Consider the following 785-nt stretch of genomic DNA (forward strand, 5'->3'; position numbering starts at 1 on the left):
CTTGAAGCTTGTTCTGATACTTATACTGAACTTGGTGCTAATGCTACTGATAACTGTTCTGTTGGTGCTGTAACAGTTGGTGGCGACACGGTTGATGCTAACACCCCAGGAATATATACTGTAACATATAATGTAACTGATACAAACGGTGTAGCTGCTGATGAAGTAACTCGTATAGTTACAGTTAGCGACACTACCGAACCTGTAATCAATCTTAATGGTGCTGCTACCATCACTCTTGAAGCTTGTTCTGACACTTATACTGAACTTGGTGCTAATGCTACTGATAACTGTTCTGTTGGAACGGTAACAGTTGGTGGTGACACGGTTGATGCTAACACCCCAGGAATATATAATGTAACATATAATGTAACTGATACAAACGGTGTAGCTGCTGATGAAGTAACTCGTATAGTTACGGTTAGCGACACTACCAAACCTGTAATCAATCTTAATGGTGCTGCTACCATCACGCTTGAAGCTTGTTCTGATACTTATACTGAACTTGGTGCTAATGCTACTGATAACTGCTCTGTTGGTGCTGTAACAGTTGGTGGCGACTCGGTTGATGCTAACACCCCAGGAATATATACTGTAACATATAATGTAACTGATACAAACGGTGTAGCTGCTGATGAAGTAACTCGTATAGTTACGGTTAGCGACACTACTAAACCTGTAATAAATCTTAATGGTGCTGCTACCATCACGCTTGAAGCTTGTTCTGATACTTATACTGAACTTGGTGCTAATGCTACTGATAACTGTTCTGTTGGTGCTGTAAC

General features: G+C 40.8%; 1 protein-coding gene. It reads left to right on the forward strand.

The window, feature by feature from the left end:
* A partial coding sequence (locus tag QMA06_RS16430) for an immunoglobulin-like domain-containing protein (protein ID WP_290208001.1) occupies positions 1-785 on the forward strand: 785 nt, incomplete at both ends.

Source organism: Winogradskyella bathintestinalis (assembly GCF_030407435.1).
GTDB lineage: Bacteria > Bacteroidota > Bacteroidia > Flavobacteriales > Flavobacteriaceae > Winogradskyella > Winogradskyella bathintestinalis.